Origin of the sequence: Rhodococcus sp. NPDC058532 (assembly GCF_042719255.1) — a bacterium.
In the GTDB taxonomy this organism is placed as follows: domain Bacteria; phylum Actinomycetota; class Actinomycetes; order Mycobacteriales; family Mycobacteriaceae; genus Rhodococcus_G.
In genome coordinates this window covers 16,139-40,318 of sequence record NZ_JBHXNU010000011.1, presented here as the reverse complement: position 1 = coordinate 40,318, position 24,180 = coordinate 16,139, and the positions used below count along the sequence as shown (strand labels likewise).

The 24,180-nt window shown below is 70.4% G+C and carries 22 protein-coding genes; 9 read left to right on the top strand and 13 right to left on the bottom strand.

Features of this window, described 5'->3' with window-relative positions:
- Nucleotides 1-81: 81 nt before the first annotated feature.
- A complete protein-coding gene (locus ACFWQG_RS14420; protein ID WP_378508430.1) occupies nucleotides 82-3,258 on the bottom strand; it encodes a type I restriction endonuclease subunit R in 3,177 nt (1,058 codons plus the stop codon).
- A gap of 197 nt (nucleotides 3,259-3,455) precedes the next feature.
- On the opposite strand from ACFWQG_RS14420, the gene ACFWQG_RS14415 reads away from it, so the two are divergent.
- Entirely contained in the window at nucleotides 3,456-3,923 is a 468-nt protein-coding gene (locus ACFWQG_RS14415; RefSeq protein WP_378508309.1) for a hypothetical protein, read from the top strand.
- A gap of 41 nt (nucleotides 3,924-3,964) precedes the next feature.
- Nucleotides 3,965-4,606 carry a DUF4352 domain-containing protein gene (locus ACFWQG_RS14410; protein ID WP_378508308.1) on the top strand — a complete coding sequence of 214 codons (642 nt, stop codon included), beginning with the start codon at nucleotides 3,965-3,967 and terminating at the stop codon, nucleotides 4,604-4,606.
- 92 nt (nucleotides 4,607-4,698) lie between these two features.
- Here ACFWQG_RS14410 and ACFWQG_RS14405 read toward each other — a convergent pair whose 3' ends face one another.
- From ACFWQG_RS14405 to ACFWQG_RS14375, 7 genes are all read right to left on the bottom strand, one after another.
- A complete protein-coding gene (locus ACFWQG_RS14405) occupies nucleotides 4,699-6,870 on the bottom strand; it encodes a DUF222 domain-containing protein (RefSeq protein WP_378508307.1) in 2,172 nt (723 codons plus the stop codon).
- A 46-nt stretch (nucleotides 6,871-6,916) separates the two neighbouring features.
- The gene (locus ACFWQG_RS14400) at nucleotides 6,917-7,327 is read right to left on the bottom strand and encodes a hypothetical protein (RefSeq protein ID WP_378508306.1); all 411 of its coding nucleotides are present in this window, start codon (nucleotides 7,325-7,327) and stop codon (nucleotides 6,917-6,919) included.
- Nucleotides 7,328-7,489: 162 nt separating this feature from the next.
- Nucleotides 7,490-8,242 (bottom strand): PASTA domain-containing protein, encoded by a 753-nt coding sequence (locus ACFWQG_RS14395; RefSeq protein WP_378508305.1) that lies wholly within the window; start codon nucleotides 8,240-8,242, stop codon nucleotides 7,490-7,492.
- Nucleotides 8,239-8,769, bottom strand: coding sequence for a DUF6508 domain-containing protein (locus tag ACFWQG_RS14390; RefSeq protein WP_378508304.1), 531 nt, complete (start codon nucleotides 8,767-8,769; stop codon nucleotides 8,239-8,241). Before ACFWQG_RS14390 ends, ACFWQG_RS14395 begins: the two co-directional genes overlap by 4 nt.
- The gene (locus ACFWQG_RS14385) at nucleotides 8,766-9,944 is read right to left on the bottom strand and encodes a restriction endonuclease subunit S (RefSeq protein ID WP_378508303.1); all 1,179 of its coding nucleotides are present in this window, start codon (nucleotides 9,942-9,944) and stop codon (nucleotides 8,766-8,768) included. The genes ACFWQG_RS14390 and ACFWQG_RS14385 overlap by 4 nt, the downstream gene beginning before the upstream one ends.
- Entirely contained in the window at nucleotides 9,941-11,554 is a 1,614-nt protein-coding gene (locus tag ACFWQG_RS14380; protein WP_378508302.1) for a type I restriction-modification system subunit M, read from the bottom strand. The genes ACFWQG_RS14385 and ACFWQG_RS14380 overlap by 4 nt, the downstream gene beginning before the upstream one ends.
- Nucleotides 11,555-11,556: 2 nt before the next feature.
- Entirely contained in the window at nucleotides 11,557-13,635 is a 2,079-nt protein-coding gene (locus ACFWQG_RS14375; protein ID WP_378508301.1) for a hypothetical protein, read from the bottom strand.
- A 186-nt stretch (nucleotides 13,636-13,821) separates the two neighbouring features.
- Between ACFWQG_RS14375 and ACFWQG_RS14370 the strand changes: the two genes are divergently transcribed.
- From ACFWQG_RS14370 to ACFWQG_RS14355, 4 genes are all read left to right on the top strand, one after another.
- Complete coding sequence (locus tag ACFWQG_RS14370; RefSeq protein WP_378508300.1) at nucleotides 13,822-14,652, top strand: ribonuclease H family protein; 831 nt, start codon at nucleotides 13,822-13,824, stop codon at nucleotides 14,650-14,652.
- A gap of 74 nt (nucleotides 14,653-14,726) precedes the next feature.
- Nucleotides 14,727-15,197 (top strand): hypothetical protein, encoded by a 471-nt coding sequence (locus ACFWQG_RS14365; protein WP_378508299.1) that lies wholly within the window; start codon nucleotides 14,727-14,729, stop codon nucleotides 15,195-15,197.
- Nucleotides 15,198-15,223: 26 nt separating this feature from the next.
- On the top strand, nucleotides 15,224-15,847 hold the full coding sequence (locus tag ACFWQG_RS14360) for a DUF2510 domain-containing protein (RefSeq protein WP_378508298.1): 624 nt from the start codon (nucleotides 15,224-15,226) through the stop codon (nucleotides 15,845-15,847).
- 26 nt (nucleotides 15,848-15,873) lie between these two features.
- Nucleotides 15,874-16,416 carry a hypothetical protein gene (locus tag ACFWQG_RS14355; protein ID WP_378508297.1) on the top strand — a complete coding sequence of 181 codons (543 nt, stop codon included), beginning with the start codon at nucleotides 15,874-15,876 and terminating at the stop codon, nucleotides 16,414-16,416.
- Between the two features lie 6 nt (nucleotides 16,417-16,422).
- On the opposite strand, the gene ACFWQG_RS14350 is transcribed toward ACFWQG_RS14355, so the two are convergent.
- The 4 genes from ACFWQG_RS14350 to hrcA all read right to left on the bottom strand — a co-directional run bounded on the left by ACFWQG_RS14350 (nucleotide 16,423) and on the right by hrcA (nucleotide 20,324).
- Complete coding sequence (locus tag ACFWQG_RS14350) at nucleotides 16,423-17,190, bottom strand: alpha/beta hydrolase family protein (protein ID WP_378508296.1); 768 nt, start codon at nucleotides 17,188-17,190, stop codon at nucleotides 16,423-16,425.
- A gap of 86 nt (nucleotides 17,191-17,276) precedes the next feature.
- The gene (locus ACFWQG_RS14345; RefSeq protein ID WP_378508295.1) at nucleotides 17,277-18,038 is read right to left on the bottom strand and encodes a 16S rRNA (uracil(1498)-N(3))-methyltransferase; all 762 of its coding nucleotides are present in this window, start codon (nucleotides 18,036-18,038) and stop codon (nucleotides 17,277-17,279) included.
- An 18-nt stretch (nucleotides 18,039-18,056) separates the two neighbouring features.
- Entirely contained in the window at nucleotides 18,057-19,211 is a 1,155-nt protein-coding gene (gene dnaJ, locus ACFWQG_RS14340; RefSeq protein ID WP_378508294.1) for a molecular chaperone DnaJ, read from the bottom strand.
- Between the two features lie 87 nt (nucleotides 19,212-19,298).
- Nucleotides 19,299-20,324 (bottom strand): heat-inducible transcriptional repressor HrcA, encoded by a 1,026-nt coding sequence (hrcA, locus tag ACFWQG_RS14335; protein WP_378508293.1) that lies wholly within the window; start codon nucleotides 20,322-20,324, stop codon nucleotides 19,299-19,301.
- 161 nt (nucleotides 20,325-20,485) lie between these two features.
- Here hrcA and ACFWQG_RS14330 point away from each other — a divergent pair, with 161 nt between their 5' ends.
- Complete coding sequence (locus ACFWQG_RS14330) at nucleotides 20,486-20,788, top strand: type II toxin-antitoxin system VapB family antitoxin (RefSeq protein WP_378508292.1); 303 nt, start codon at nucleotides 20,486-20,488, stop codon at nucleotides 20,786-20,788.
- Nucleotides 20,789-20,883: 95 nt separating this feature from the next.
- Here the strand turns inward: ACFWQG_RS14330 and hemW are convergent, their stop codons facing one another.
- Nucleotides 20,884-22,095, bottom strand: coding sequence for a radical SAM family heme chaperone HemW (gene hemW / locus ACFWQG_RS14325; RefSeq protein ID WP_378508291.1), 1,212 nt, complete (start codon nucleotides 22,093-22,095; stop codon nucleotides 20,884-20,886).
- A 131-nt stretch (nucleotides 22,096-22,226) separates the two neighbouring features.
- On the opposite strand from hemW, the gene ACFWQG_RS14320 reads away from it, so the two are divergent.
- Together ACFWQG_RS14320 and ACFWQG_RS14315 are read left to right on the top strand one after the other, a co-directional pair.
- Nucleotides 22,227-22,316: an Ms4527A family Cys-rich leader peptide gene (locus tag ACFWQG_RS14320; protein ID WP_378508290.1), complete on the top strand. Its 90-nt coding sequence runs from the start codon at nucleotides 22,227-22,229 to the stop codon at nucleotides 22,314-22,316.
- Nucleotides 22,317-22,453: 137 nt separating this feature from the next.
- Nucleotides 22,454-24,160 (top strand): nitrite/sulfite reductase, encoded by a 1,707-nt coding sequence (locus ACFWQG_RS14315; protein WP_378508289.1) that lies wholly within the window; start codon nucleotides 22,454-22,456, stop codon nucleotides 24,158-24,160.
- Nucleotides 24,161-24,180: the final 20 nt, after the last annotated feature.

Genomic DNA, 24,180 nt, shown 5'->3' with positions numbered 1-24,180 from the left:
CTCCTGGGTGCTCGTGGGGTCGGCGGCCAGTATGCCGGAGCGATCCGACACCGCCGCCGACACCGCACTCGGGCTCCCCGGTCAGGCCGCCATGTCGGGCGCGATCATCTCCATCTGCTCGAGGACGAGTTTGATCGCGGCGGGCTGCTGGTCCGGCGGGTAGCCGTGCCGGACCAGCAGCCGCTTGATCTGCGAGCGCAGCTTCGCCTTCACGTCGTCGCGTTGGGTCCAGTCGGTCCTGATGTCGCGGCGCATCACGGCGACCAGGTCACGGGCGATGTCGGCGAGCTTGCCCTCCCCCTGCTGCTCGACGGCGGACGGGTTCTGGCTGACCGCGTCGTAGAAGGCGAGTTCATCCACCCCGAGCGGCGGATCGAAACGCTTCCCGCGGTCGGCCTCCCTGGCAACCTCCTGCGCCATCTCCACCATCGCCGCGATCACCTCGGCGGAGGTGAGCTGACTGTTGGTGTACTTGCGCATCAGTTCCTGCAACCGGGCCGAGAAGGCCCGCTGGCGGACAATGTTGTGCCGAGCGGCCTTTCGCGACTCCTCGTTGATCAGCGTGCGCAGCGCCTCGATCGCGAGGTTGGGGTTGCGGGCCTGCTGGGTGCGGGTGATGAACTCGACGTTGATCTCCGACAGCGCTGGCTTCGGCATCCCCGCCGCGGCATAGATGTCGAGCACGTCACCGGATTCCACCGACGCTGCCATCAGCGTCCGCAGCGCCCGCTCGACGTCCTCGGGGATCACCTGGCCGCGCGCCGCCCGATCCTCGGCGTCGAACTTGGCCATGTAGACGCGGACCTCCTCGAAGAACTTCGCGTCGCCGACCTGCCCGCGCAGTTCCTCCCGGCTCCCGCAGATCGCCCACATCCGGGACAGCTGCGACGAGAACTTCCGGTACCGGGCGGCGAGCGTCTCCTGCCCCTCCCCGACCTGGTTCTCCGGGTTCCGGGGGTCCCGCAGGTGGTCGACGGCGCCGAGCGCCGCGCGAACGTACGACTGCGGGCCGGGTTCGCGGAGCTTCGCCTTCCAGTCGTACCCGTGCAGGATGTTCCCGAGCTTCGTGAGCAGGTTCTTCGCGGTGTCGATCGCCGCGTCGATGTCGCGGCCGAGCGGCCTGCTCTGCCGGTCGGATTCGGTGTACTCGGCCAGCGCCGCGGCGAGGTTGTCGGCGACCGGCGCGTACGCGACGAGCAGCCCGTCCTGCTTGCCGCGGAAGGTGCGGTTCACCCGCGCGAGCGCCTGCATCAGCAGTGCACCCTTGAGCGGCCGGTCCAGGTACATCGTGTGCAGCGGCGGCGCATCGAAGCCGGTGAGCATCATGTCCTTGACGATGACCAGTTCGAGTTCGTCGTCGATGTCCTTGAGCCGCTTCTTGATCACCGCGTTCGCCGAGTCGCGTCGCACGTGGTCGCTGATCGGCGGCTGATCGGCAGCGGTGCCGGAGTAGACGACCTTGATCCGGCCCTTGTCGAGGTCGTCGGAATGCCAGTCGGGGCGCAGCGCGACGATCCGTGAGTACAGGTTCGCGCAGATCTCCCTGGTGCCGCCGACGATCATCGCCTTGCCCGGCGCGGTGGGGTTCTCGGTCGACCCGACGAACTCGCTCATCGCCGCGCGTCGGGTCTCCCAGTGCGTCACCAGGTCCCGCGCCAGCTGGTCGAGGCGGGCTGGCGCCCCGTAGACGGCGTTGACGACCGCGACGCTGCGCTCGATCCGTTCCCGTTCGGTGTCGTCGAGGCCGACGGTCACCTCGTCGGCGGTCGCGTCGAGGTCCGACTCGCTGACCCCGTCGGCGAACGCGACCTTGACCAGCCGACTCTCGAAGTGGACGGGGACCGTTGCGCCGTCCTCGACGGCCCGGGTCAGGTCATAGACGTCGATGTAGTCACCGAACACGTCGCGGGTGTTGCGGTCCTCGAAGGAGACCGGGGTGCCGGTGAACGCGATCAGCGCGGCGTGCGGCAGGGCATCGCGCAGGTGTCGGGCGTAGCCGTCGAGGTTGTCGTAGTGGCTGCGGTGCGCCTCGTCGACCACGACGATGATGTTGCGCCGGCTCGACAGCAGTGGATGCGCGGCACCGGAGTCCCGCTCCTCCTTCGTCCTCCCGAACTTCTGCAGGGTGGTGAAGTAGATGCCGCCGGTGGTGCGGCCGGACAGTTCACCGCGCAGTTCCTCCCTGCGTCCGATCTGTCGCGGTTGCTCGGGAAGCAGCTGCGAGCGCGCGAACGTCTCGTACAGCTGGCCGTCGAGTTCGGTGCGGTCGGTGATCACCACGATCGTCGGGTTGGCCAGCTTGGGGTGCCGGATCACCTGGGCGGCATAGAGTTCCATCTCCATCGACTTGCCGGAGCCCTGGGTGTGCCAGACGACGCCCGCCTTCCCGTCGGATTCGACGGCATGCACCGTTGACGCGACGGCCTTGGTGACCGCGAAGTACTGGTGCGGCTTGGCGATCCGCTTGACCAGGCCGTGCTCGCCCTTGTCGAACGCGGTGAAGTTGCGCAGCAGCTGCAGGAATCGTTCCTGGTTGTAGAGGCCGAACATCGCAACCTCCATCGCCGAGGCGGCGGTGGCGGCGACGGGTGCACCGTCGTCGTCGACGTTCCACGGCGAGAAGTGGTTGTAGGCGGTGAACGGGGTGCCGTACCTGGCGGTGATCCCGTCGGACACCAGCGTGAAGACGGCGAACCGGAACGCGAGCGGGAACTCGGCGACGTAGGTGCACAGCTGGGCGTGCGCCTCCATCAGACCGGCGTGTTCGCTGCCCGCCCGTTTGAGTTCGATGATGCCGACCGGCATTCCGTTGAGGTACAGCACGACGTCGAACCTGCGGTGATGGTCTCCGCGGCGGACGGTGACCTGGCTGACCGCGAGCCAGTCGTTGTCGTCGGGATGGGTGGACACCAGCCGGATCGTCGGGGTGACCTCGGCGCCCGCGTCGTCGGTGTAGGTGACCTTGCGGAGGCCCTCGACGAGGTACCCGTGCACGGTGTGGTTCTCGGCGAGCGCGTCCATCGAGCCTGCGGTCGCGACGATCGCCGCCGCCTGATCGACGACATGGGCGGGCAGCTCGGGGTTGAGTTCGGCGATCGCCGCCCGCAGCCGCGGGGCGAGGAGCAGGTCGTCCCAACCGGCCCGCGCACCGGTGCCCGGCGCGATCTCCGCACCCGGCATCGGCTTCCAGCCCAGTTCGCCGAGCGTTTCGAGGGCGAGATGTTCCCATTCGGCCTCGGTCAGGCCCTGCTCCGCCATGCCTGCTCCCTCACTCATGCTGATCAATGTAGATGGGCGGTGCGGCGTTTACCTCCGCCGAGCGCACGATCGCAGCCCCGCTGGACGCCGACGCTACCTTCGGTCGATAACCCCCCTTATCACTGTCCCGCTTCCTGATTGCCTGTTTGGTCGCCACGATTGCGGCACACCACCAGCACACGTCAGGAGCAGCCGTGATGGATCACCTCGACGCACCGGATCCGGGCACCGGGGATTTCCCCGACCGGATCTCCCGCGCCGCATTGGCGGTGCGGATCGCGGCCGGAGTGGTCGGGTGCGTCGCGCTGGCCGGGCTCGCGTTCGCGATCGATCACGCGAATCGGCCGGACGGGCGCCCGTTCGAGTTGACCGGGCAGGTGGCGACGGGGCCGACCACGGCCGCCGACGACACCGTCGACGGCGACTGCTCCGGCGGGGTGGCACCAGGCGCCGAGGTTGTCGTGCGGGACGGGGCGGGCACGCAGCTCGCGACGGGCCGCGTCGACACCGACACCCCCGTCGACGGTGGGCACGCCTACGGCTTCTCGGTCGCGGGCGTCCCCCGCGGCCACGACAGCTATCGGGTGACGGTCGGCGACCTCGGGGCCGTCGTCGTCTCCGCACCGCAGGCCGAGGCAGGCCTGCTGTTCCTCGTCGCGACCTGATTCCGGTTCTTGCGACTTCTCCTTCACCGAAAGGCCACATCATGTCCGCACCCCAGGGGCCCGGCCCCGCCCCGCAGTACCCAACGCCCGGAGCACCGGCAGCGCCGCCGAAGAAGACCAGGAAGTGGCCGTGGATCGTCGGCGCAATCGCCGCGGTGCTCGTGATCGCCGGTGCCGCAGGCGGCGGTGACAAGGACGCGACGACCCCGGCACCTGCCGCGCCGACCGTGGCGTCCGGCGAGCCCGGCCCCGCCGCGGCGGCCCCCGAAGCCTCGGAGACCCCGGACGCCGGGATCGGTAGTCCGGTGCGGGACGGCAAGTTCGAGTTCACCGTGACGAACGTCGAGACCGGACTGTCCTCACTCGGGGACAACCCGTACCTGGAGAAGCAAGCCCAGGGACAGTTCGTGGTCGTCACGATGACGGTGCTGAACACCTCCGGAGAGCCGAAGGGTGTCAGCCCCGGCGACCAGAAGCTGTTCGACACGCAGGGCCGCGAGTTCAGCGCGGACACGTCGGCCGGACTGAACCTCGATACCGACGTCGCGTTCTGGGACGAGATCAATCCCGGCAATGCGGTGACGTTGAAGGTGGTCTACGACATGCCAGCCGACGCGGTTCCCGCGTCGATGGAGCTGCACGACTCGATGTTCTCCGGCGGGGTGGACGTGGCACTGCAGTAGTTGATCTCGCACGAGGCGGTGGGCATGAGGGGTGCCCACCGCCCCCTGCGTCGCCACTGTCAGCTTGCCGACGACCCGCTCGTCCGTGGAGTTCAGAAGGGCGGCGGTTCGTCCTCGACGGCGCACGTGCCCGACCCGTCGCCACTGGTTGCCTCGGCGCTGCCTGGATGACCGTCCACCGGCGGCGCTGCGGGGTGGCAGTCGAGGATGTACGCCAGGTCGGCTTCCACTCCCCTGCCGTGTGATTGATCGAAGAGCCGCGCGATGGTGTCCCGGTCGGTGAGCGTGACACCCAGGCGCTCCGCGATCTCGGCATCGGAGGCCGCACCGACCAGTGTGGTTTCCGGGCCCGCCCCGCTCGATGCCGAGTCACTCGAATCCGGCTCACCCGAATCCGACTCATCGAATGCCGGTTCGTTCCATCCTGGCTCGCCGCGGTCTGCGATACCGGCCTCGACCCCGTGGTCGGTGTCGTCGGTGCTGAACTCGCCTGCCGGTTCGGTGATGACGAGTTCCCTCGCCGGGGAGGTCCATTCGAGGCGACCGCTGCCGATCTGCCGCACGGTCCATCGCCCGATTGTCTTGAGGCGGTGGTGCCGCCGGCAGAGGCAGGCCAGGTTCTGTTCGACGGTCCAACCGCCGGATTCGGGGTTGGCGTGGTCGAACGGGATCGTGTGGTCGATGTCGCAGGCGGCGGCGCGAACGCCGCATCCCGGGAATCGGCAGCCGCCGTCCCTGGCGCGGACGATCTCCGCCAGCCGATGGGTCGGGCGGTAGGTCAACTGGTCGCGTCTGCGTTGGCTGTGTTCCCGGATCGCCGCCGGGGTGATCCCCGCGGCCGACAGTGCGCGGCCGACGCCGAGGATCGTTCCGTGCGGGAGGGTGCCGGATCGCCGCTTCGACAACCACGCCCCGTCGGAGCGGTCGTCTTCCGTCTCGTTGCCGGGCGCGCCGCCGTGCCCGGTGTGTCCGCACAGCGCGTCGAGCAGCGCCTCACGGTCCGCGTCGGTGAGGGTGAGTACCTTCCGCCAGGTGCCGTCCGCCGCGAGGTCCCTGGCGAGATCGGCGTCGATCCACCCGTGCCCGGCGAGGAAGCCGGGCAGGTCGTCGAGCCCGAGCAGCGTCGTCAGGTTCACCCCGACGTGAATGGTCGTGGGCGGCAGCGGCCGCATGGCCGCACCGTTTCGATCGTCGACGACCGTTTCCACCGCGCCGGCGCCGCGCGCACCGCCACTGCGCGCACCGCCCCCATCAGCGGCACCACGGTAGGCATCGCCACCGTCCGCGGCATCACCGTCCGCACAGGCGCCAACCCCCGCATCATCGGCCGCGGCACACACGCTGCTCTCGCCGTCCGCGCCGTCGTGATCGTTGCTGGCCACCCGCGCCGAGTCGCTGGCCGTGGCCGCCGCGGGCCCGTCCGGCCGGGGTCCGTCCGGACGGGGTCCGTCCTGCTTCGGCTGCGAGCTCCCAAGCTGCGCGCAGTCCGCGCGACCGCAGAGGCAGCGCAACCAACCGGATCCATCCGCCAACGCGACCAGCGCGTCGGCCCGGCGCTGCGCCAAGGTGCGCGGGTCTCCCGCGCACACGTCGAACGACATCTTCCGCAGCCGCATCGCCACCAGCTGGCCCGCCGGGCCGGGCAGGGTGCCCTCCACCGTGCAGGTTCCGTCGTCGTTCGCGTAGAAGCGCATGTCCCGGTCGGCCTCGCCCTGCTCGCGCCGCGCCTTCGTGCCTTCCGGATCGTGCCGGGCGATCAGGCGCCGGGCCGCACGGCGGATCATCGACGTGGTCGCCCCGTCGATCCCGTTCAGGAGGAGCTGCTCCACCAGCTCCACCTTGTCGGCGGACACATTGGCCATCGCATCCGAAATGGCCTGGGCCCGAGCCTGATCAATGCGGCCCGACGCGAACGCCTCCGACGTCGCGTGCAGTCGCCATCGCAGGTCAAGGCCCAACCCGATCCACCGCCGCGCCACCGGCTCGGTGACTGTCAGCATCACGCCGACCTCGACGTGCGCGAACTCGCCCTGGAACGCCTCGTTGCAGCCTCGACGGGCATCGTCCGCGCACCGCGCCAGGTACACCGACGCCACCGCGTCGACCTCGAGGAACTGTGCGCGGGCAATCCCTGCGTGCCGATCTCGCAGCACCGCAGTCCATTCGATGTCCGGGACACCCGAGAGGATGCCGGGAGCCTCCGTTTCAGTCGACGGATCCATCGACGTCACCCCCGCCTGCCCCGAACCCCCCGACTCGAACATGGGTTCTATCGTACGCGCGTTCGAAGGCAATGGCCAGGGTTCGGCGCTACCCGATCAGCTCGGTGATGGTCACCGTGCGATGCCGCCCGTCGACCAGGTACGCGACGATGTCGCCGCGCCGACGGCCGAGCAGCGCCGCACCCAACGGGGTATGCGGCGGGCACGGTTCGATCGTCTCGTCGTGGCTGTGGCGGGCGACGATCATCCGGCACGGTTCGTCGTCACCGAACCGCAGCGTGACGACAGACCCGCACCGGACGGCGAACTGCGGCAGGTAGGTCGGCATGGCCGTGTGGCGCAGCAAGTCCCGGAGTTCGTCGATGCGCGCAGCGTTGGTGTTGTACGCCGTGAGCGCCAGCCGGGATCCCTCACTCTCGGCGGGATCGAAGCCGCATCGTTCGTCCCGGACCCGCGCGGACAGCGCCGCACGCCGCGCGCGGCACTGCGCGCGCGGCACTGCGCCAGTTCGGCTTCCCACCGTTCGCGCTGCAGGTCAATCCGCCGGTTCACCTGGTGACGCGCACGCAACCCCGACGGGATGGAACCCACGTCGCGGATCCGTGCCGCGGCCGCCCGGCCGAGGCGACTCAGCATGCCGACCGCGCCTGCGGGCGCCCGGTCACGAGCAGTCCCCCGGCTCGCCGACCTTGACGACCGACAGCACCGCGTCGCCCTCGCCGATGAGGCTCCCGGCGGGCGGGGTCTGGCCGACGACCACCCAGTTGCGGTCGACGACCTGGTTGCGACCCTGCCCGGTCGCGTCCGCGCTGCGGGAGTAGAAGACGCCCGCCGCCTGGATCGTGTCCTGGGCGTCCTGCAGGTTCATGCACGCCACGTTCGGCATGGTCGCCGCCGCGGCCTGCGCCACCGGGGCAGGCTGGGCTGCCGCGGGCGCGGCGGGTGCTGCCGCAGGTTGGGCGGGCGTGGCCGCTGGCGGCGGCGTGGCGGCGGGGGTCGGCTGCGCGGTTGTGGTGTCCGTGTCGGATTCGGCGTCGAGGCCGTCACCGATGTCGCCGACGATCCCGATCAGCACGAACACCGCGGCAACGGCGATGGCGACGAGGACGCCGCGGCGCATCGGCTTCGTCGGCTGCGGCTCCGGCGGCGGGGCGAACGCCGCCGGGTCACCGGCGAGGAACGCCTCGTGACCGGCCTGCGCGCGGGCGGCGAGGCCAGCCTTCTCCGCCCTGACCCGGGCCAGATGGTCGCGGATCGGCCTTCCGACCGCGAGGTAGCCGAGGCCAGCGGCGAACAGCACCTGCACCAGTGCCTGCCCGACGTTGCCGTTGATCAACTCCACGAACGCCAGCCACAGGCAGATCGCGGCGAGCATCCCCGCGAAGACGCGGAGGTAGGGGGCGTAGCGGGTCATGGATGGCTCCTGTGATGAGGGGACGCGGCCGATGACCGCGGGTTCGGCGGGGAGGCGACAGTCATGCACTCCCCGCGTGTCGGCGCGAAATCCAGGAGGCGCACCAACAGCTTTGGGAGCGTGCCGTCCTCGAACGCCTCCGCCACCGTGCCGTCACAGAACCGCTCCTGCCGGAGCAGCAACGTGAGCAGCCCGACGGTCTGCGGCCAGGTCAGGGTGTCCGGGTCGAAGGTCGCCGGGGCGAGCGGCCGCTGCGCGTCCTCCCACTGCGGCCACGCGAACGGGACGACCAGGCCCAGGTCGTACGCCGCGCGCGCCACCTCCCCCGCCAACGAACCCCAGGATGAGTAGACGATCTCGAAAGAGTTGTCGCCAATACGCTTTGGCGGTACCCACTCCGCGAACGGACCGGCATGCGCCGTGACCCGCTCAGTGATCTCACGCAAGGTCGCCCAGTCGGACGGGGTCAGCGAGGCACGCTTCGCCTCCGCCAGCTCGACGAGTTCCCTCGTGACCTCGTCCGTCACAGGGCAGCCTCCACCTCACGCTCCGCGTCGCGGACGCGGAGTTCGCCCGACATGAGGCGTGGGAGGAGGGTGTCTCGGAGGGTGGTGAGGGTGCCGGACTCCGCCACCAGCTCACGGCGCATCGCGAACAGCGGCTGGATCTTTCGATCCAGCTCGACCGCCGCAGACTCCTGCGGAACCCGCAGCTCCAGCTTCTTCAGGTTTCCCATACTGATCTTCGCCTGCACCGCGCCAGTCACGAGTGGGACCACGTTCGATTGCTCCAGAGCCAGCAGCAGTATCTCCGAACTGATTCCCCTGCCAGTAAGCACGTGGGCATGGTTGTTGACCCACGCTGGACCCCAGACATACTGCGTCACAGGCGACCCGTCCTCATTGACGACCGATCCGTCTTCGCCGACAAGGACCAGGATCTCGTCGAAGATCGCGCGGTCGACCGTACCGAACCGACCTGTCGCGCCGTAGTACGGGATGTCGCCGTTCATCTCGTCCCGCTGCGAGGCCGACAGCGGGACTCGACGACGATTGTGGAATTCCGCGAGATCGGCGACCGCCGTGCGTACCCCGTCCCGTGCGGCGCTTTCGAACTCGAGTGCAGTGAGTTCACGAATCGCGCCAACCAGCTTCCGGTTCGCGGCGATCTTGCCGTCGAGGGCGCCGAGGACTTCGGCGATGGCGCGTTGCTCACCGATGGAAGGCACGGCAATATTCATCTTGTCGACGCGCGTGATGTAGATGTGCTTGATGGTCGAACCGTCGGAGTCATTCTCCATCAATCGCTGATAGTGAGGCGCCTGAAGAAGGTACGCAAGAAACTGCGACCCGATCCGATTGTTAGGTCGCATCGTCGCCACAGACTGATTGATGCAAACAGACTTGCGATCAACCACCGCGACCCGACCGATACTGCCATCCTTGGTGAGAAGCACATCGCCAATCCGGGGGCGACTCTTCTCGGTCAGCAAAGTCGAGTAGGCCTCAACCGATGTGTGCCGAGCAGTCGAGTAGTCGATAGCTCCGTCGTGAATGTCCTTTGCCGTGATCATGTACGGCCCCTCGACGGTGGTCGGCATCGGATTGGTAAACCCGTAGGTAATCCGCTCGACAAAGTTCCCGAGTGGCTCCACGGTCCACCCATCAGGCACTTCGCCCACCAAGTCCCGGGTCAAACTCATCGCACCCTCCCCAGCTGCTCCCGCACCGCTTCCTGCAGCCGACTGCTCTCGTCGAACTGCGCGTACAGCTCCCCAGTCAATCGCGCGATCTTCTCCTCGATCGGCTCGCCGTCGTCCTCGATGGGGGCCGCGCCGACGTAGCGGCCCGGCGTCAACGCGTAGTCGGCTTCCTTGATCTCGGACAGCTCAGCCGAGTAGCAGAAGCCGGGCTCGTCCTCATAGGTTGCGCCGCCAGCGGATTCGGTTCCGCGCCAGGCGTGCACGGTGCCGGCGATCTTCGCGATGTCGTCATCACTCAGCGCGCGTTCGGCGCGGTCCACCATGTAGCCGAGGTTTCTCGCGTCGATGAACAGCACCTGGCCCTGCCGGTCGATGCTGCCCTTCGGGCCGACTCCCTTGTCCTTCGCGAGGAACCACACGCACACCGGGATGCCGGTGGAGCGGAACAGCTGCGTCGGCAACGCGACCATGCAGGACACCAGGTCGGCCTCGACGAGTTGGGCGCGGATGTCGCCCTCCCCACCGGAATTCGAGGACATCGACCCGTTCGCCATCACAATGCCCGCGCTGCCGCGTTCGGCGAGCTTCGCGACGATGTGCTGGATCCACGCGTAGTTCGCGTTGCCCGCCGGGGGCACCCCGTAGCGCCAGCGCTTGTCGTCCTCGCGGCGGGTCCAGTCCTTGATGTTGAACGGCGGGTTCGCGAGTACATAGTCGGCGAGCAGGTCGGGATGCTTGTCCTGCGCGAAGGTGTCCTCCCAGCGGTCACCGAGGTTGCCGGTGACACCGTGGATCGCGAGGTTCATCTTCGCCATCTGCCAGGTGCGCTGATTCAGTTCCTGGCCGTACACGGCGGCGTCGGTGGCGTTGCCGCCGTGGTGTTCGATGAACTTCTCCGTCTGCACGAACATGCCGCCGGAACCACAGCACGGGTCGTACACACGGCCGCCGAACGGTTCGAGCACCTCCACCAGCACCCGGACCACACCGGCGGGGGTGTAGAACTCTCCGCCCCGCTTGCCCTCGGCGCGGGCGAACTTCTCCAGGAAGTACTCGTACACCTCGCCGAGCAGGTCCCGTGCCTTCGTCGCACCCTCACCGGTGAACCGGGTGTCGCCGAGCAGGTCGATCAGTTCCCCGAGGCGGCGCTGGTCGACGCTGTCGCCGTTGAAGATCGTCGGCAAGGTGCCGCGCAGGCTCTCGTTGGCGTCCATCAGCTGGCGCATCGCGGCGTCGATCAGTTCCCCGACCGTCCGGCCCGCGACGCCGGCGGCCGGGGCGGTGCCCTTCGCGTTGGCGGACAGGAACTCCCAGCGGGCCTCGCCTGGAACCCAGAACACGCCGCCCGCGCGGTACTCGTCCTCGTCGTCGATCAGCTGCGCGATCTGGTTCTCGTCCAGCCCGTCCGCGACGAGTTCGGCGTGGATCTGCTCGCGGCGCTCGGTGAACGCGTCCGAAATGTACTTGAGGAACACCAGGCCGAGGATCACGTCCTTGTACTGGGACGCGTCCATCGAGCCGCGCAGCTTGTCCGCGGCCTTCCACAGCGTGTCCTTCAGTTCCTTCATCGTCGACGGCGCCGCGTCGACGGACTTCTTCCTGGGGGGCATCCTCAGCCTTTCTCCGGTTCCAACACAGTGTCCTCGGCGATCACCAGCGCGCCCCGACCCACCCCGTCGACCAGGGTGTCGGTGAGGCGGTCGATCGTCGCCACCAGCTCGGCCGCAGCCCGCCTGCGGCGACGCAGATCCGCCAGCGCGGCGGTAACGGCGGGCACCCGACTCGGGTCGATGCGGGGAATCTCCCACGCCCGCCACGGTTTCCCCCTCCGCACCGCACCGGTAACGCGGTCCCCGACGCCAGCGGCGCGCAGGTGCCCGGCGATCAGCTCCGGCACCAGCCCGGAGGCGAGCGGGTCCGTGACCCGCATGATTCGGGCCGGGGCGAGCACCACCGACGACCCCTCGGCGTCGACGAACGCCCCGAACTCTGGGCTGGTGCAGTAGACGATGTCGCCGGGCTCGGTGTAGCGGCCGCTGGGATGCCGCGTCGTAAACCGCAGGCGGTCGATTCCCCGCTCCCCCACGATCCTCCGCCCGAGGACCTCGTCGGTGCCGATCACCCGCACCACACCGGCGGCGTCCTCGGCGCCGGACTCCAGCAGGTCCGCGGCGTCGATCCGGTTGCCCGGCACCACCGCCAGTTCCCGCGACGCCGCCAACCGGCCTGCCGACTCCGTCGGCGCGGTGGCAGGACGGTACTCGACCGGCACCGTCAGCTGCGGGTCGATCCGGGTCGTGCCGTCCCGGTACTCCCCCACCAGCTGGACCACCTGCGCGGCGGCCTCGGCGCCGGGGCGGCGCGGACGCGGCAGGCGGTGCGGGCGTGGCGGCGCCAACGAGCCCGACGCCAGCAGCGTCGCCGTCCGGTACCTCCTGCCGACGCGGAAGGCATGGGCCCGCACCGTGTCCCGCGATCCCATCGCGGCGAGGACATCGGCGAGCACCGCCTCGGCGGCGAGGTCATCGAGGTCGACGCCCCCGAGGTCCGCGAGGACCGTCCACCGGTCCGCCGGCTTCACCGAGGCGTCCGCGGAGCCGAGCACCCACAGCGCCGTCGACAACCCGGGCCGCGACACCCGCAACCCCTCCGGCAGTCGCACCACAGCACGCACCCGATCTGACCGCAGCAGCGCCGACCGGATGGCCTCGGCGTCCCGGTCGGCCAGCGGGTCGACGAGCGCGCTCGCTGGCCCGACGATCACCGCCGACTGGCCGTCCCACATCTGCAACGCCACGTCGTCGATCGCGGACAGGATCTGCGTGTCGGACAGGTGCGGGGCGCCGGGTCCGGGGAACTGGGTCAGGAACGTCGCCGGGCCGGGCACGCCGTCGTCCCCGCCGCCGGGCCGGAGCCGCCACTGGTGCACGACGAGCCTGCGCCGGGCCAGCCGCGTCGCCGCGGTGTCGGCCGGACCGGTGACCGCGACCGCGTCCGTGTACTCCGGCAGCAGTGATCGCAGCGTCACCAACAGGTCGCTGCCGTCCGTGGACGGGTCGACGAACACCGCGCGCTCCCCGTCCGACAGGGCCAACGCGATCCGGGCCGCCAGCGTGAGGGCGGCGGGGCGCAGCGCGGTCTCACCCAGTTCCCGGGGGCCGATCCGAAACCGTTGCCGCATCAGCGTTTCGAATGCCGCCGCGGGCGTGTACGCGGCATCCGACATGGTGTCGACGTGCCGGGCGAGCAGGTCCACCTCGGCGCCGAGCGCGGCCACCTCGCGGAACAGGAACCGGTCGTCGGGGTCGAGGCCGTCGACCTCGTCCAGCAGATCCTCGGCGTCGAGGTCGGCGAGCTGATCGCCGAGCAGAACCTTCACGCACAGCAGCGCGGTGACCCCGTCCAGGACGACCTGCGCGGGCAGCGCCGACTCGTGTCCAAGCACCGCGTGCAGGGCGAGATCCTCGACGAGGGTGTCGCTGTTGCCGAGGCCGCGGGCCCGGATCCACCGGACCACCTCGTCCGCCGCATAGTGGTCGACCCGGTTCCGCGTCGCGACCGGTCCCGGGAATGGGTGCGCGGTCGCCCGGTAGCGGTTGATCCACATGGTTACCACGGGCCGCCGCACGCGGGCGAGCTCGGCGATGGCCGGCTTCGACAGCAGCAGCGGTGACGCCGCATCGCTACTCATCCGTGTCCGACCCCTTCCCTACCGTGACCCTGCCGCTCCCACGGAGGCAATGAGGCGACGGTAGCCCACCGCATCGACACCCTCGCCGCGCAGATCGATAACCCTGGTTATCAGTGATCGAGTTCTCCACACACACCGCCGTCGGTGACTGTTGTCGCCACCACCGGAACAGACAGGAGCAGCCCGATGACCCTCGCCGTGATCCACTCCCGCCACACCGCGGGAACCGACACCGACCACTCGCTCACCGCCGCAGTGATCCTCGACGACACCGGCATCCGCACCCGCGTCTGCACCCGCGACGGCGCCAGCGATCTCCACCGCCGGGCCACCACGCTCGACGCATTCGAGCACGTCCACCAGTGGGCGGCCACGGTGCCCACACCGGTGCCGGTCTACGTCGGCGACACCGAGGTTCGCGGCGAACTCCGCCGCGTCGCGGGCGCATTCCCCACCCTCGACCTCACCCCGACGCCCCGCGGCCGGATGCCGGCCCTGCTCCTTGCCGCCGCCGACGCGATGTCCGCGCACGTCGCCGCCCTCGCCGCGGCGGTACCTCTGCCGGAACTCGTCATCGCCACCGATGCCTCCAAGAACAGCAGGCGACGCGGCGTCGGGGTGGCCTGCGTTCGAGCGGACGGGGTGCGCCGCCAGAAGATGGTCCCCGATGTCGGCTCGGTACTCGCCGGTGAACTGGTCGCCATCGAACTCGCCGTCTCCAGTTTCCGGAACCACCCGCTGCTCATCCTCACCGACAGCCGCGCCGCACTCACCTGTCTCGGCAGCGGCCATCCGAACCGCGGCACCATCGCCACCACGGTGGACCGTATCCACCACCTCAGTCACGGTCGGCGCGTGCGCTTCTCGTGGGTCCGCGGACACGACGGACACCCCCTCAACGAGGCGGCGCACCGGCTCGCCGTTGCCGCGCGGCGCGGGCACGAGGCGGACATCGCTCCCGGCGTCCGCGCCGCCGTCGCCGACAACATCGTCGCGCCGCTCCTCGCGGCCGCATGACCCCGATCGCCCCAGCACGATCCGGCCCCGTCCCACCCGGCACGGGGCCCACCCACCACCCTGAAGGAATCCCCATGAGCATCCGCACCACCGCACTCACCGTGTCCGTCCTCGCCGCCGCCGCCGTCGTCGTCGGCGCAGGCACCGCGCACGCGGCAGGCACCACGATGCCGGCGGACAGCACCTACATCGTCGGCGTCGACATCGAGCCCGGCCTCTACGTCTCACCCGGGCCGATCGACGGCGACTACAACTGCTGGGGCACCCGGCTTTCCGGCTTCACCGGCGAGGGTGACGACGTCATCGCGTACGCCTACGGCACGGGCCGCGTCGTCGTGGACATCACACCCACCGACGCCGCGTTCAGAAGCCTGAACTGCCTGCCGTGGACTCGGATCGGTGACTCGCCCTCCGCGGCGCCGGTGCAGGCACCCGACCTCACCGCGCCGGTCGCCGGGGCTGCCGCGATCGGCAGCGCGGTCGTCGGCAGCGCGGTACTGCCCGCCCTCGTCCCGCTGCTCGCCGCCGGCTCCACCGGCCTGTGACCCGCACCACCGACAGGAGACCCGCCATGACCACCCCGATGCCGCGCCGCCGACTCCGCCGCACCCTGCTGACCGCCGCGGCGGCGGCCACCGCACTCGCCGCCCTCACCGGCTGCTCCGCACCGCAGGACTCCCCGGACGCCGCACCCGCCGCCACCACCCCGACCGAAACCCCCGAGCAGGCCGAGGCCCGCAGGCAGGCCGATGCCGCCGCGACCCGGGCCCGGCAGGAGGCGGCCGCCGCGGAGGCCGCGCGCCGCCAGGCCGAGGAGGCCGCGAAGAAGGACCCCGCCAGCTACGAGCAGCTCACCGACCGCGACTTCGCGCTGATCGCCAAGGATCCCGCCGCCGCGGTCGGTCGCAAGGTCGTCGTCTACGGCCGGGTGACGCAGTTCGATTCCGCCACCGGGACGACGCAGTTCCTCGCCCGTACCGCGCCGTCCGTGCCCGACCGCGTGTACGACTACGAACAGAACACCTTCGTCGTCGGCGACACCGCCGCACTGATCCGGGACGTCGTCGAGGACGACCTGGTGACCATGCACGCGGAGGTGCTCGGCTCGTTCACCTACGACACCCAGGCCGGCGGCAGCACCACCGTTCCGAAGCTGCAGGTCAACCTGATCGAGGTCACCGGGTCGGCCCAGTAGCGGCGGGCACTGCGACACTGATCGACATGTTCCTGCTGCTACTGACCGGGCCGCCCGGCGCGGGGAAGACGTCCGTGCTCACCGAACTGCACGACGGCCTCGGTGACGCGGGCGTCGCCAACGCCCTGATCGAACTCGACGAGCTCGAACGGTGCTATCCGCCGCTCGACCACGGGCGGCTGATGCGGCACGTGGCGGCGCTCGCCGGCTCCTACCGGGCGGCCGGGTATCCGCTGCTGCTGGTCACCGCGACCGTCGAGGAGGACGGGTACGGCCGGGACGTCGTTGCCGCGACCGGCGCCGAGGCCCACCTGCTGGTGCGGCTCGATGCCGCACCGGGCACCGTCCGCGGGCGGGTGCTCGATCGGGAACCCGAAACCTGGTCCGGCCGCATCGAACTCGCCGAGGCCGCGCACCGGCTCGCGGTGACGATGCGGGAACTGAGCGACGTCGATCTGGTGCTGAGCACCGAGGGCGCCGACCCCGTCGACGTCGCCGCCCGCCTCGAGGCCGCGCTGCGGGAGCACCCGGCGGCGCCGCTGCACGGGTTCGACCGGGTCCTCGGCTGACGGCCGCTACCGCACCCCGGACCAGGGGTCGGCGCCGAGGATCGCGTCCAGCGTGAGGGCCCAACAGCGGGTGCTGCGGTCGAGGAAGGCGTTGTGTCCCTCCCCCGGCACCTCCCACAGCGCGGCGCGGTCCCCGGCCGCACGGGCCGCGTCCACGTAGGCGCGACTCGCCGCCACCGGCACCTGCACGTCCTCGACCCCGTGTAGGCACACCGTCGGAACGCCGGTCGGGACGCGGTGGATCGGGGACGCGTCGCGGTACAGCTGGGGGTCGTCGGCGTAGGACACCCCGAACAGCGCCTCCAGCGCCGACCCGCCGCTGCGCGTCGCGGCCCGGGACGCGAGGTCGAGGGCACCGGCCTGGGAGACCACCCTGCTCGGCCGCACCGGGCACTCACGTTGCCCCGCAACCCACACCGCGAGCTGCGCGCCCGCGGAGTGGCCGACAACGCGAACGTCGCCCGGGTCGAGCGGAACCGGCGAGCGGTCCGGCAGCAGCGTCGCGGTCGCCGCCAACGCGGCCTCGACGTCCGCGCTGGTCTCGGCCCAGCCGCCGCCCGCCCCGACCCGGCGGTACTCGACGTTCCACGCCGCCACCCCGCGCCGGGCCAGCTCGGATGCCAGGGTCGTCGCCAGGTTGAGGTGGAAGTCGGCGGACCAGTAGCCGCCGTGCAGCAGCATCACCACCGGCACCGGCCCCGCCGCCGCCGTCGGGGTGTACAGGTGCCCGAACTGGGCGGGGTGCGGGCCGTAGTCGATTCGGGTGCGGGGCATGACTCTCCTGTCGATAGTGGGCGCTGCGCGCCTGTGAGTCTTTCTGGCGCCCTCCGGCACCAGAAAGACTCACGGGCGCGGAGCGCCTACTGCAGCGGCGCCGCGGCCCACCGGTCGGTGAGCACCCCCAGCGCACCGAGCGCAACCGCGGCGGCGGTGGAGGTGCGCAGCACGGTCGGGCCGAGCCGGACCGCGGTCGCGCCCGCACCGGTGAGCGCGGCGACCTCGTCGTCAGCGAGGCCCCCCTCGGGACCGACAACGAGCACGATCTCCGGCGCCGCCCGCAGGTCCAGCGACGCCAGTTCCGCGGTCGCGGACTCATGCAGCACCAGGACGACGCCGCCGCACCCGACGGCCGTCTGCACCCGGTCGAGCACCCGCGCGGTCCGGTGCAGCTCGACGACCTCCGGAATGTGCGCTCGCCGTGACTGTTTCGCGGCCGCGACGGCGACCGCCTGCCAGCGCGCGACACCCTTGACGGCCTTCGGCCCCTCCCATTTGGCGACGCACCGCGCCGACTGCCAGGGCACGATTTCGTCGATCCCCGCCTCGGTCGCCAGCTCCACCGCGAGCTCGGACCGCTCCGCCTTCGGCAGGGCCTGCACGAGGGTCACGGCGGGGGTCGCGGCGGGCAGGTCGTCGCGGGCGGTGATCGTCAGGTCCAGCCGGTCCTTGCCGACGGCGACGACCTCGGCACGGGCGATGCCGCCGCGGCCGTCGGCGAGCACCAACTGCTCACCGACCCGGGTCCGGCGCACCGTCGCGGCATGCCTGCCCTCCTTGCCGTCAAGGACCGCGACCTGCCCGACGTCGGGCAGCGGGTCGAGGTAGAAAACCGTGGCGGCCATCGCTGTTCGACCCGACCGTCAGCGGCCGCTGAACGCGTCGCGCAGCCGCGAAAACAGCCCGCCGCTCTGCTGCGAGCTGCTGCTGACCACCTCCGCGTAGTCACGGTCGCGCAGGTTCTTGAAGTCCCGCAGCGCCGCCGTCTGCTTGCCGTCGAGCTTGGCCGGGACCACCACCTCGAGGTGGGCGTGCACGTCGCCGCGGACCCCGGACCGCAGCTTCGGCATGCCATGCCCGCGCAGGGTCGCGACCGACCCGGGCTGGGTGCCCGCGTCGACGGTGATCTCGGTGGGGCCGTCGATGATGGTGTCGACGGTGACGGTGGTGCCGAGCGCGGCGTCCACCATCGGCACCCGGATCGTGCAGTGCAGGTCGTCGCCGTCGCGGACGAACACGTCATGCTGCTGCTCGATGACCTCGACGTACAGGTCGCCCGCCGGCCCGCCGCCGGGGCCGACCTCGCCCTGCGCGGACAGCCGGATCCGCATGCCGTTGCTCACCCCGACCGGGACCTTGACGGCGATGTCGCGGCGGGCCCGCACCCGGCCGTCGCCGCCGCACTTGTGGCACGGGTCGGGGATGGTCTCGCCCGCGCCGCGGCAGGTGGGGCACGGGCGCGAGGTCATCACCTGACCAAGGAAGGAGCGCTGCACGGACTGCACCTCGCCTGCGCCGCCGCAGGTTTCGCAGGTGACGGGCTTCGAGTCGCCGTTGGTTCCGGAGCCGGTGCACAGGTCGCAGAGGATCGCGGTGTCGACGGTGATGTGCTTGGTGACGCCGGTCGCGCACTCCTCGAGGGTCAGCTTGGTGCGCAGCAGCGAGTCCGCGCCCGGCTGCACGCGACCGCGGGGGCCGCGGCGGGTGCCGCCCGCGCTGCCGAAGAAGGCCTCGAAGACATCGCCGAGGCCGCCGCCGCCGAAGCCTGCGCCGCCGAAGCCGCCCGCTCCGCCGCCGCCCTGCTGCAGCGGGTCGCCGCCGAGGTCGACGATGCGCCGCTTCTCCGGGTCGGAGAGCACCTCGTATGCGGTGGAAATGTCCTTGAACCGGGCCTGCGCGTCCTCGTCCGGGTTGACGTCCGGGTGCAGTTCCCTGGCGAGCTTGCGGTAGGCCCGCTTGATCTCCTGATCGGTCGCCTTGGGTGAGACACCCAGCAGTCCGTAGTAATCCCGTGCCACGTTACGTCTCTCGTCCTGTTGTCAATTCGGAAAATCGGGTCCACATGTCGAAGGGCAGGCCGCTCGCCCGGCCGCCGCGGGGGTGCCTCAGCGCTCGGCGAGCACCTCACCGATGTACCGGGCCACCGCCGCGACGGACGCGATGGTTCCCGGGTAGTCCATCCGGGTGGGGCCCAGCACACCCACGCCGCCGAAGAGTTTGCCGCCCGCGCCGTAGCCGGTGGTGATCACCGAGGTGCCGCGGATCTGCTCGACCTGCGTCTCCTCGCCGATCCGGACCGTCACCGAGCCGGGTGCACCGGTCGCGGCAAGCAGTTTGAGGACCACCACCTGCTCCTCGAGTGCCTCAAGCACCGACCGCAGCGAGCCGGGGAAGTCCGCCGCGTTGCGGGTCAGGTTCGCGGTTCCGCCGAGCACCAGACGGTCCTCGGGGTGTTCGACGAGCGTCTCGATCAGCACCGTCGAGGTCCGCACCACCGCATCCCGCAACCCGTCCGGGGCGGCATCGGCGAGCTCCGAGACCGCCACCGACGCGGCAGCGAGCCGCTTGCCCTCGAGGGCGCCGCCGAGCAGGTCCCGCAGCCGGGACAGGTCGTCGTCGTCGAGCACGTCGCCGAGTTCGACGATCCGCTGATCGACCCGACCGGAATCGAGGATCAGCACGAGCAGCAGCCGCGCAGGCGTCAACGCCACCACCTCGAGATGCCGCACCGACGATGCCGACAGCGTCGGATACTGCACGACCGCGACCTGCCGGGTCAGCTGGGCGAGCAGGCGGGTTCCGCGCCGCAGCACGTCGTCGAGATCGACCCCGGACTCGAGGAACTCGAGGATCGCGCGACGCTCCGCCGACGACAGCGGCTTCACCTCCGCGATCCGGTCGACGAACTCGCGGTACCCCTTATCGGTGGGCACCCTGCCGGAACTGGTGTGCGGCTGCGCGATGTAGCCCTCGGCCTCAAGGACGGCCATGTCGTTGCGGATGGTGGCGCTGGAGACCCCCAGGTTGTGCCGCTCCACGAGCGCCTTCGACCCGATCGGTTCCTGGGTGGCGACATAGTCGGCGACGATCGCGCGCAGCACCTCGAATCGTCGTTCCTCGGTACTTGCCATTGCCGTCACCTCCGTCGCGCCACCCCGGGCGGACCCGTGTCACCCCGGCTGTCCGCATTCTAGTCGTCTCGTGACCACCGGCCGTGCAGGCCTTAGTGTGGGGGCGCCTTCACCGACATTCAGTGCCGACGCACTGCCCGACTACTCCGACGGATGCGCAGATGATTTTCAAGGGTGTGCGGGACGGAAAGCCGTACCCGGACCACGGCCTGTCGATCCGCGACTGGTCGAAGATCCCGCCCCGGCAGGTCCGCCTCGACGAGATCGTCACCACCACCAAGGTGCTCGAACTCGACCGGCTGCTGTCCGAGGACAGCACCTTCTACGGCGACCTGTTCCCGCACGCGGTCCAGTGGGGCGGGATCATCTACCTCGAGGACGGCCTGCACCGGGCGGTGCGGGCCGCGCTGCGCAACCGCGTCGTCCTGCACGCCCGGGTCTTCGACTACGACGCGCTGACCTGATTGCGCTGCGCGCCCGTGCAGAGAAGCGGCTCCGCTGCGCTGCGCGCCGGTGCGTGATTCTCACCCCGACCGGGGTAAAAATCACGCACAGTTCGTCAGCTGAGGATGTCCCGGATGACGCCGTCCGCGAGCAGCCTGCCCCGATCGGTCAGCGCCAACCGGTCCCCGACCCGCTCGAGCAGGCCGTCCGCCGCCACCCGTTCCGCCGCCAGGCGCTCGTCGGGCCGCAGGTCCGACAGCGGCATCCCGGTCCGCAGCCGCAGCACCAGCATCACCCGCTCCACGTGCCGGTCCTCGGCGGTGAGGACCTCGCTGTCCGCGACGGGAAGCACGCCGGACGCCAGCCGGTCGGCGTAGCGGGCGGGGTGCTTGACGTTCCACCAGCGCACCCCGCCGACGTGGCTGTGCGCGCCCGGCCCGGCGCCCCACCAGTCGCCGCCGTCCCAGTAGCCGATGTTGTGCCTGCACTCGGCGCCGGGCAGGGACCAGTTCGACACCTCGTACCAGCCGAGGCCCGCCGCGGCGAGCCGCGCGTCGATGCGCTCGTAGCGGGCGGCGAGGACGTCGTCGTCGGGGGCGGGCAGTTCACCGCGGCGCACCCGGCGGGCCAGCGCTGTGCCGTCCTCGACGATCAGCGAGTACGCGGACACGTGATCGACGCCCGCGTCGAGGACGGCGTCGAGGGTCGCGTCGAGGTCCTCGTCCCGTTCGCCGGGGGTGCCGTAGATCATGTCGAGGTTGACGTGCCCGAACCCGGCGGTGCGGGCCTCGCGGGCCGCGGCGACCGCCCGGCCCGGGGTGTGGGTGCGGTCCAGAACCTTCAGCACGTGCTGCGCCGCCGACTGCATGCCGAGGGACACCCGGGTGTAGCCGGCGGCACGGATCGCCGCGAAGAACTCCGGCGACGTCGACTCCGGGTTGGACTCGGTGGTGACCTCGGCACCCGGGGTGAGACCAAAACTCGATCGGACGGCGGCGAGCACGTCGGCGAGCCCGTCCCCGCCGAGCAGCGACGGGGTGCCGCCGCCGACGAACACCGTCTGCGCGGCGGGCACCGTCCGCCCATCCCGGCCCAGCAGGGCGGCGCCGGCGTCCAGTTCGCGGCGCAGCCCCTCAAGCCACGATTGCGGCGACGCCGACGACCCCAGCTCGCCCGCCGTGTAGGTGTTGAAGTCGCAGTATCCGCACCGGGTGGCGCAGAACGGGACGTGGACATAGATGCCGAACGGCCGCGACCCGACCCCGTCGAGGGCATGGTCGGGCAGGTCGAACGCTGCCACGGACGGCTCGCTCAGGGGTGTACTCACCGCTCCAGTGTCCCACCGCGGCCAGAGTGACCCATCGCACACCGGCCGCTGCCCTGCGCATTTCCCCCGAAATCGGGGGAAATACCCGGCGGGGGTCGGAATCGGCGATGTGATCTGGCACAATCGTCGGCGTGACCGGACTTGGGATTGTGCTCGTGGCGCGACGCCACGTCGATCTCAAGCGTGTCTGCAGCTCTTGCTGTCTCCCCTGTTGCGCGTAGACGCATTCTCTTTCAGCCCGCCAGTCAAGGCCGGTCTCGAATGTGGGCACGCGGGGACAGCCCTCCCCGTCTCGATCATGCCCCCGGTAGACCGGCGCCCCCAGAAGATCCCCCTGAAGCAGATCTTGGAGCGCCCGATGTCGCAGACCGTCGACACCCCCGCCGCCGCACCCCCGGCGCGTGCCGCCCGCCCGAAGAAGCGGGCGTCCGAGGGCCAGTGGGCCCTCGGCTACCGCGAGCCGCTCAACGCGAACGAGCAGAATAAGAAGGACGACAACCCGCTCAACGTCCGCGCCCGCATCCTCGACGTCTACTCGAAGCAGGGTTTCGACAGCATCGACAAGTCGGACCTGCGCGGCCGGTTCCGGTGGATGGGGCTCTACACCCAGCGTGAGCAGGGCTACGACGGCACCTACACCGGCGACGACAACATCGACCTGCTCGAGGCCCGCTACTTCATGATGCGGGTGCGCACCGACGGCGGGCAGCTGACCGTCGCGCAGGTCCGCACGCTGGCAGGCATCTCCCGGGACTTCGCCCGCGGCACCGCCGACATCTCCGACCGGCAGAACATCCAGTACCACTGGATCGAGATCGAGAACATCCCCGAGATCTGGCGCAGGCTCGACGAGGTGGGCCTGCAGACCACCGAGGCGTGCGGCGACTGCCCCCGCGGCATGCTGGGGTCCCCGCTCGCAGGCCTGTCCCCGAACGAGGTGCTCGACGCGACCCCGGCGATCGAGGAGATCAAGCGGCGGTACATCGGCAACCCCGAGTACTCGAACCTGCCCCGCAAGTTCAAGACCGCGATCTCCGGTCAGCAGGACGTGGTCCACGAGATCAACGACGTCGCGTTCGTCGGTGTCGAGCATCCCGAGTACGGGCCCGGCCTCGATCTGTGGGTCGGCGGCGGCCTGTCCACCAATCCGATGATGGCGCAACGTCTCGGGGCCTGGATCCCGCTCGACGAGGTCGCGGACGTCTGGGAGGGTGTCGTCGCGATCTTCCGCGACTACGGCTACCGTCGGCTGCGTTCCAAGGCCCGGCTGAAGTTCCTCGTCAAGGACTGGGGCGTGGAGAAGTTCCGTCAGGTCCTCGAGGACGAGTACCTGCACCGGAAGCTCGTCGACGGTCCGGCGCCGGTCCCGCCGAAGCACCCGATCGACCATGTCGGTCTCACCCGACTCACCAACGGGCTCACCGCCGTCGGATACTCCGCGGTGTCGGGGCGGTTGACCGCGGACGTGCTGTTCACGATCGCGGACGCGATGGAGCGGGCGGGCACGGACATCCTGCGCCTGACGCCCTACCAGAAGCTGGTCGTGGTCAACGTGCCCGAGGACAAGGTCGCCGGGCTCGACACCGACCTCGAGGCGGTCGGCCTGACGTCGCGGCCGTCCCGGTGGCGCCGGAACCTGATCGCCTGCACCGGACTCGAGTACTGCAAGCTCTCCTTCACCGAGACCCGCAGCCGTTCGCAGGCCCTCGTCCCGATCCTCGAGGAGCGGCTCGCGGACCTCAACACCCAGCTCGACGTGCCGATCACGATCAACTTCAACGGCTGCCCGAACTCGTGCGCCCGCGTGCAGGTCGCGGACATCGGGTTCAAGGGTCAACTGATCGCCGACGAGGACGGCACCCCGATCGAGGGGTTCCAGGTGCATCTGGGCGGCAGCCTCGGCCTCGACAGCGCCTTCGGCCGGAAACTGCGCCAGCACAAGATTTTCGCGCACGAGGCCACCGACTACATCGACCGGCTGGTGCGCAACTTCATCAAGAACAAGCATGCCGACGAGCGGTTCGCGGAGTGGGTCGTGCGGGCCGAAGAGGAGGATCTGCGATGAGCTCCGGCGAAGAGCATTCG